This is a genomic window from Aliiroseovarius sp. B-4 (assembly GCF_056857795.1).
This window is the reverse complement of the sequence record NZ_JBSXNV010000005.1, coordinates 1-6,178: the sequence shown is the minus strand read 5'-3', so window position 1 is coordinate 6,178 and position 6,178 is coordinate 1. Positions and strand designations below refer to the sequence as shown.

The window sequence follows — 6,178 nt, the reverse complement described above, 5'->3', positions numbered from 1 at the left end:
GCAGCGGCTCGCGATCGCGGCACTCAAGACCGAAATCCCGATGACCTATGCCGACATGATCCAGTACATCGAAAATTCCATCGATGTGATCATCCAGGCCGGTCGCCATGACGGCAAACGCGGCATCACCGAATTCTACCTCCCCGGCGCTAATGAGATTGGAACTTCCCTATGAAGACCTTTGAATACGTTATCCTGTCCTTTCCCATGACCCGCAAAACCAGCCTTGCCGACATGCAAGCCAGCCTGAATGCCAAAGGTGCGGAAGGCTGGGAGGTGGTGTCGATCAGCACTTCGGAATTCGCCAATGTCGGGCACACGGTCTTCCTGAAGCGTGAGACCACACCCGCCGGAGCCACGGCATGAGGCAGGCGCAGCACCTCGCCTTGGCCGCGCTGGCCCTAAGCCTGACGCCTACCTTCGCCGTTGCCGAGCGCAACCTAGTGCCAACCTTCGATCGCAGCTTTGACGTCTGTCCGAACCGGCCCGCTGAACCCGTCTGGATGCAGGAGATCTCCCTGCGCCAAGCCTATCAGCGCGTGTTGGTACAGGACATCTACCGCGCCCAGAACCTCGAGCGGATCGTCGAGACCGGCAGTTGCGATTGCGAGATCCGGTTCCCGTCCTGGGACGCGGCCGAGGCCGTGTTTCGGGAGAGCTACGCGAACAACGAACGATGGGAACTGCTGCAAGCCTCGGACGCCTACAACCGCCGCGCCAACGCCGCCCGTCCGGAAGCCCGGGCCATCTGCGACGCCGCAGGCAACTGGTAAGGCAGCCCCGCGATGAGCGTCGTCACCTATTTCGTTGAAACCTCCCAGGCCTATCTCGACACCGCCGCTGAGACCCAGTTTGGTGCGGTTGCGGCAACGGTTGGCACGCTCCTGGTTTTGGGGACAACGCTGGTGGTGATCCTCGTCGGCATCAACATGATCTATCAGTATCGGGCCATGGATGGGCACACGGCCTTCTGGCTCGCGGTCAAGATAGGGCTCATCGGGATATTCGCGACCAATTGGATGCAGTTCAACGCGTTCTCGTCTGCCATTCTCTATGGAACCGACAGTATCGCGGGTGCGCTGGTGGCCTCCGTCGGCGGCGGCAGCCCGGGCCCTTCAGGCACCTTCGCGGAGGAATTCGACCGGCTGATCGCGGAGCTGGGCGACTATCTGAACGCTGCCGGGTCCGAGCTGAACTGGATGGCCGGCGCCATGCTCGACATCGTCGGCGTGCTTCTGCTCTCGATCCTCGGCGGACTGGCCGCCTTCATCCTCGTGGCCTCCCGCCTGATGATCGCGCTCCTGATCGGGATCGCCCCGGTGATGATCTTCCTGACCCTCTTCGAGGTCACCAAGGATTATTTCACGCGCTGGCTGTCCGCGCTGATTTCCTTTGCGCTATACCCCATCGTCGTCGCAGGCGTGTTCGCAACGATCACAGGCGTTTCCTCCGCACTCATCGGTGAACTAGGCGATCCCGAAGGGGCCTCAAACATCGGCGCGCTCATCCCCTTCTTCATGATGGTGCTCATGGCCAAGGGTTTCATTATCGCCACGCCCTTCATCGTCCGCGCGATCTCCGGCAACATCATGATGCCCGCCCTCTCCGGAGGTCTCGGCGGCGGCTACAGCTTTGCCCGCGCCGCCATGGGAGGTCAGCAGGCCTACAATCGCTACCTCATCGGCGGGGCCAGTGGCGCAGAATACGCAGCCCTTAGGGCGCGGCAGTTCTTTGGCGTGCAGCAGATGCCTGCAAGGCAAGGCATGGGGCAGAAGGGTTCCGAAGGAAGCACAGGATCCGCAGACTCGGGATCAAAAATGCTGGCGCAGCTTGCGAGACTGGCACGACTTGGTCGACGGTGACAGACCAAAGCGACCATCCATTCGGCACCGAGGTCGCCGCGTTGCGACTCGTCGAAGCTGTCATTTGGTAGGTACGCTAGCTTGCAGCAAAATGTCTAGAAAACACCGTCAACGGCCCTGATCGTTGAAGCGGTTTTGCCAAAGAAAGCATCAACGTCGCTCAACCGAAATCTAGCGTCTTATTGTCCTCAGTGTAGTGGGGGCCAATTACGTAATCGTCCAACTCAAGCTCTGGATTCATCATTGAAGTCGTAAATATGACCTGATTGGGTAATGGGGTTTCCGTCGTGAGCTTTACAATGAGCTCCTGAAAACGGTGGCTCCGTGATGGCGTCATACCCTTGTCTTCAATGTTGTCAAAAAGGGCGAACCTCGGATGGAAGAAGTCTTTGTCCGCACATGCCGCAAGGTGGAGACCAAGAATGGCTGCGTTCTTTAGGAAGACGTTGCTGCTTTCCGAGAAATTCGCCAAACCGTCCAGCAAGATCGCATCATCTTCAAAACTTAGGTCGACATGGTCTGCGACCTTAAACTCTTCCTGCGCGCCACTGTCATCCATGCGAAGAATGGCTGCAGCCTTGGAGGATACAAGGCGCAAAGCGCTGCTTCGACGCCTTGTTGCGGCTTTCTGCAACGCCGTTCTTTGATCTTTTGCGCGGGTAAGGTCTGCATTGAGGCGTTCCTTTTCTGCTGAAAGTTCGTCTAGCTCCGTCGCTCTCTGAATACTGCGCCGTAGCTGTTCGAGCTCCTTATCAATCCGGCCAATCGCACTGTACCGTTCTGCCAAGAATGCTTCGCGGGGCGAATTGCTCATCTCGAACTTCAACGCGAATTCCGCTGTGAGCTGCTCATAATTTCCCTGCAACTTGCCATAGTGCCGTTTCGCGTCGCTGAAGCCTTGAAGCTCTTGTGCCAAAAGTTGGCGCGATTCTTTGATCTGAAGCTCAATATCAACACGGATGTAGTTGTAGCGGCTAGCTGACACCTCCTGGTCAATCTCTTGCCCGCACAAATGGCAGGTGTCGTCATCCACTTTACTCGAAAGGGTTTGTAGGCACGAAGGACAATGCGAGAATTCAATACTGCCAAGCACCTGCGCGGTTCGCTCCGCACTTTCAAGTATCAAGAGTGATTGGGTGAGATGATCAATAAACCTTTTCAACTCCATCTGTTCAAGCTTGCTGCTCTCCACCTTGCGCGATGTGGTAGCTAAGCTTTGGCGGAGTGCTTGAAGTTTTGCTATGGCCTGTTTTCTGTCTTTGAAGAAACTCGCATTCTGGTCGCTGCTCACCGCGTCATCAACGCCTTCAATTTCTGCGGTAAGCTTGCGTTTCTTATTCTCTAGCCCGTCAATTTCGCTCTCGATCGCCGAAACGGTAACGCCGATCTGATCGGGGAAGGAATTCAGCAATGCAGACCATTTGCTATCAACCGCAGCGAACTTACTCTCGAGTTCCCGAATTGAAAGCTCAACTTCAAACAGGCCAAAGCCTCGGATGCCACAGATGAGGTCTCCTACCGCCGTTCTGATCGTCGCCTTGTCGAAGCTCTCAAAGCGAAACAATCGGGGCGCGGGCGTTCGTTGATCAGAATACAACAAACGCATAAGTTGGTGGCTTGTGATGTTTGAAGCGCCATCGCTTTGCGCTTCCGGCAAAAGCATAGATCGGAACAGAACTTCCGTGAAGCTCAAGTTGCTTTGGCCGCGATAGATCGGGTACTTCTCCCAACCTTCGATACCGTGCTCACCGCCAGCTTCAATGTCTCCGAAGTACACCCAGACTGGAGGCCGCCCTTCGACCTTTTCGCGCCTTAATGACAGCTTTCCACGCGGTGTCGATATCTGAGCTTGAACCTCTTCGACACGTGCTGTCGCCGGCTTCCATTCCTTAAACTCACCTCCAAGGATAAAGAAAATGAAGTCAGCAATGGTGGATTTGCCAACACTATTCTCTCCTCGGATAATATTGACCCCGGCGTGAAATTCTTGGTCGTAAACGGGTTTGCCGCGCGCCATTACGCGAAGCCTGTCCAACCTTAAGAAACTATGGTCAAAGTCAGTCATAGTAACGCAGCCCTGTTCTACTTCTTAGGTCCGAGTTTGACGCAAATTCATCTGTCGCCATTAGGCTGACCATGAAATCAAGAGCGATTGTTTCGGTTTCGTCTTGGTGAACATTTGACAAATCACTCGCAGTCCGTCGGCCAATATTTGTCAAGGCAACAGCGCCAACATCATAACTTTCCTTACTCAAGATTTCCTTTGCGACGAGAGAGACAAGCGCGCGTTTTTGTATGGGGGTCATCGAGTGAAAAAGCAAAGTCGCGGGGGGAAAAACAACAAACTCATCCTTCTTTTTAGGAAGGCCCAGCTCGCCATATCTATTGCGATACGTATTTGTCATCTTGATGTCGCCGATCAAAGCAGGTGTAGCCACAAAATAGTCTAATACAAATAACCGCTCGATTGAGAGCGCGTCACCTTGCCAGCCATCAAGAATTCTAAGGAACCTTCGTGCTGCTGAGGCAACATCCAATTGAGGATACCAAAGACGGGACTTCATCGTTCAGTATCCCAACGTATGTGGCACTGCTCTGTGAGGAAATAGATGGCGCTTTGGATGTTGGTAGCACCAAAAGTCGTAGCTCCGATCTTTTTGTTGGCGAGAGGTTCGATGACTTTTTCCTGAACCGCATTGTCGATTTCTTCTTCTGTCGCCCCTTTGCAGACCAATGGGAAGTAAACTTGCGCCTGAAAGCGCTGCTCAACTTCACTCAAAAGGAGATCGTAGTCAGAACGTGTGCCTGGCTGCAAACCAAGACTCATATACTTACGTGCAAAACTGTTCTGACGGCTGTTCGCATAGGTGTATCTGTTTTCGCGGTCCGCAGCGTTCATTTTTTCCCACAAATCTCTGCGGTCATAGTCTGCCTTTTCAGAATACCCTTCCGCAGCGATCTGGGTATCGTGATCGCTAAGTTCCGGTGTGTCCGCTGCTAACTTCTTGGCTTGTTCGATGTGTCTATTCACACTGGTATAAATGGCGCTTTCCTTGGATTGAGGTTTGCAAATGTTGATGTGGTCAGCCTCAATGGGAATTGGATCGGTGCCGCTGATCCCGGGATTGGCGCAGTTCATGGGAACTACTTGAACGACACCAGAAAGTTTCTGTGACTCGTAATATGCAACGTTCTTTAGGTTTTCATTGCTTGCCACATATTTACCGTAGGTGTCTCGGATATACTCAAGCACAGTGGTCTCACCTGACAACGCAGTGATATGAGACGAAGACCAGCCAGGGAGTTCTTTCTTCACGACTTGCGGTAACGGGGGAGCTGAATGCGGTGTTGCCAAAAACATTACGCGCAACGTCCGAGCGGCAAGTGCGGCGGCTTGCTCGTCGCTTGAGCCATGGCAGTGGTTCAATAACAGTTTTGTTATGATCCCACCAAGGCTGTGCGTGACAAAGATTATGGGGCGTTTGCAAACGCCTTTTCCACATAGAATTTCTGTTGCCAGTTTGGCGAGCTCGAAGATATCGAGTTCTTTTTTGATCCATTTCTTAAATTTGCTGGCCGGATAACCGAACGTGCACACACGGACGTCAGGGTGATCTTCTGCCATCCAGTCTGGCCAGTAGCCCGCCTTCGATGTCCAGGTCTTTTTCGGGTCACCGGTCAGCCCATGTACAAAAACCACATCGAGCAGTGCTTGTTCTGGGTTATGAACAATTGTGAACGAAACTTCTTCGGGCACTGGAACATCTATCTCGATTGTTTTCCTAACTCTCGCACAACATATAGTGGAGAGCTAGACCGTAAATTGCCTATTTCGAAGTTCGCCAGTTTGGCGCAAGGAGAGCGATCAGCCAGAAGATTCAAGAAAGGACTACAACAAATGTCTTCTTTTTGAAGCACGCCATGTATATAACGTGTCCGCAGCGACAGTCAGGAACCCGCCCTCCCTGACAGACAGGCGATGCCCACCACGCTATCGAGCAACCAGCCTTTCACCACCGTCCTCTTGCAGCATCGCTTCCATTTCGTCCAACCCATCAACGGCGGAGCGCATCTGCGCATCATCAACGACGCTCGCAGCTTCAGCATCCGCAACCTGGCCCCCAAAATCCATCTCCATCTGGCGCTGTTCCTCGGCGATGACGGCTTGAACGACAGGCGCGGTCTTCTTTGGAGCGGCGTCGGCTTGGCCTGACGGTTGACCATCGCCAGCCTGGCTTGCCCTCTCCACATCGGCTTCTGTTCCCCCTGGCCCATCCGACGGCGGCGTCATCGGCATGGCGCGCACACTCAGCGGC

At 54.0% G+C, this 6,178-nt stretch carries 6 protein-coding genes and 2 pseudogenes; 4 read left to right on the top strand and 4 right to left on the bottom strand.

Going from position 1 to position 6,178, the window contains the following annotated elements:
- From AC13C8_RS00110 to AC13C8_RS00095, 4 genes and pseudogenes are all read left to right on the top strand, one after another.
- Nucleotides 1–175, top strand: a pseudogene (locus AC13C8_RS00110) (type II secretion system protein E); the annotation flags it as partial.
- A complete protein-coding gene (locus tag AC13C8_RS00105; protein ID WP_340251841.1) occupies nucleotides 172–366 on the top strand; it encodes a DUF4177 domain-containing protein in 195 nt (64 codons plus the stop codon). The pseudogene AC13C8_RS00110 and the gene AC13C8_RS00105, both read left to right, overlap by 4 nt.
- Nucleotides 363–773, top strand: coding sequence for a hypothetical protein (locus tag AC13C8_RS00100; protein WP_482845989.1), 411 nt, complete (start codon nucleotides 363–365; stop codon nucleotides 771–773). The genes AC13C8_RS00105 and AC13C8_RS00100 overlap by 4 nt, the downstream gene beginning before the upstream one ends.
- A 12-nt stretch (nucleotides 774–785) precedes the next feature.
- Nucleotides 786–1,862 (top strand): TrbL/VirB6 family protein, encoded by a 1,077-nt coding sequence (locus AC13C8_RS00095; protein WP_340251835.1) that lies wholly within the window; start codon nucleotides 786–788, stop codon nucleotides 1,860–1,862.
- Between the two features lie 160 nt (nucleotides 1,863–2,022).
- Here AC13C8_RS00095 and AC13C8_RS00090 read toward each other — a convergent pair whose 3' ends face one another.
- From AC13C8_RS00090 to AC13C8_RS00075, 4 genes and pseudogenes are all read right to left on the bottom strand, one after another.
- Complete coding sequence (locus AC13C8_RS00090) at nucleotides 2,023–3,927, bottom strand: ATP-binding protein (RefSeq protein WP_099911247.1); 1,905 nt, start codon at nucleotides 3,925–3,927, stop codon at nucleotides 2,023–2,025.
- Nucleotides 3,920–4,426, bottom strand: coding sequence for an ABC-three component system middle component 5 (locus AC13C8_RS00085; protein WP_340251830.1), 507 nt, complete (start codon nucleotides 4,424–4,426; stop codon nucleotides 3,920–3,922). Before AC13C8_RS00085 ends, AC13C8_RS00090 begins: the two co-directional genes overlap by 8 nt.
- On the bottom strand, nucleotides 4,423–5,619 hold the full coding sequence (locus AC13C8_RS00080) for an ABC-three component system protein (protein WP_245875662.1): 1,197 nt from the start codon (nucleotides 5,617–5,619) through the stop codon (nucleotides 4,423–4,425). Before AC13C8_RS00080 ends, AC13C8_RS00085 begins: the two co-directional genes overlap by 4 nt.
- A 234-nt stretch (nucleotides 5,620–5,853) precedes the next feature.
- Nucleotides 5,854–6,178 (bottom strand): annotated as a pseudogene (locus AC13C8_RS00075) (type IV secretory system conjugative DNA transfer family protein); the annotation flags it as partial.

What these genes read in the sequence shown, in the direction of transcription:
- AC13C8_RS00105 (WP_340251841.1), top strand. Translation starts at nt 172, where the DNA reads ATGAAGACCTTTGAATACGTTATCCTGTCCTTTCCCATGACCCGCAAA.
- AC13C8_RS00100 (WP_482845989.1), top strand. Translation starts at nt 363, where the DNA reads ATGAGGCAGGCGCAGCACCTCGCCTTGGCCGCGCTGGCCCTAAGCCTG.
- AC13C8_RS00095 (WP_340251835.1), top strand. Translation starts at nt 786, where the DNA reads ATGAGCGTCGTCACCTATTTCGTTGAAACCTCCCAGGCCTATCTCGAC.
- AC13C8_RS00090 (WP_099911247.1), bottom strand. Translation starts at nt 3,927, where the DNA reads ATGACTGACTTTGACCATAGTTTCTTAAGGTTGGACAGGCTTCGCGTA.
- AC13C8_RS00085 (WP_340251830.1), bottom strand. Translation starts at nt 4,426, where the DNA reads ATGAAGTCCCGTCTTTGGTATCCTCAATTGGATGTTGCCTCAGCAGCA.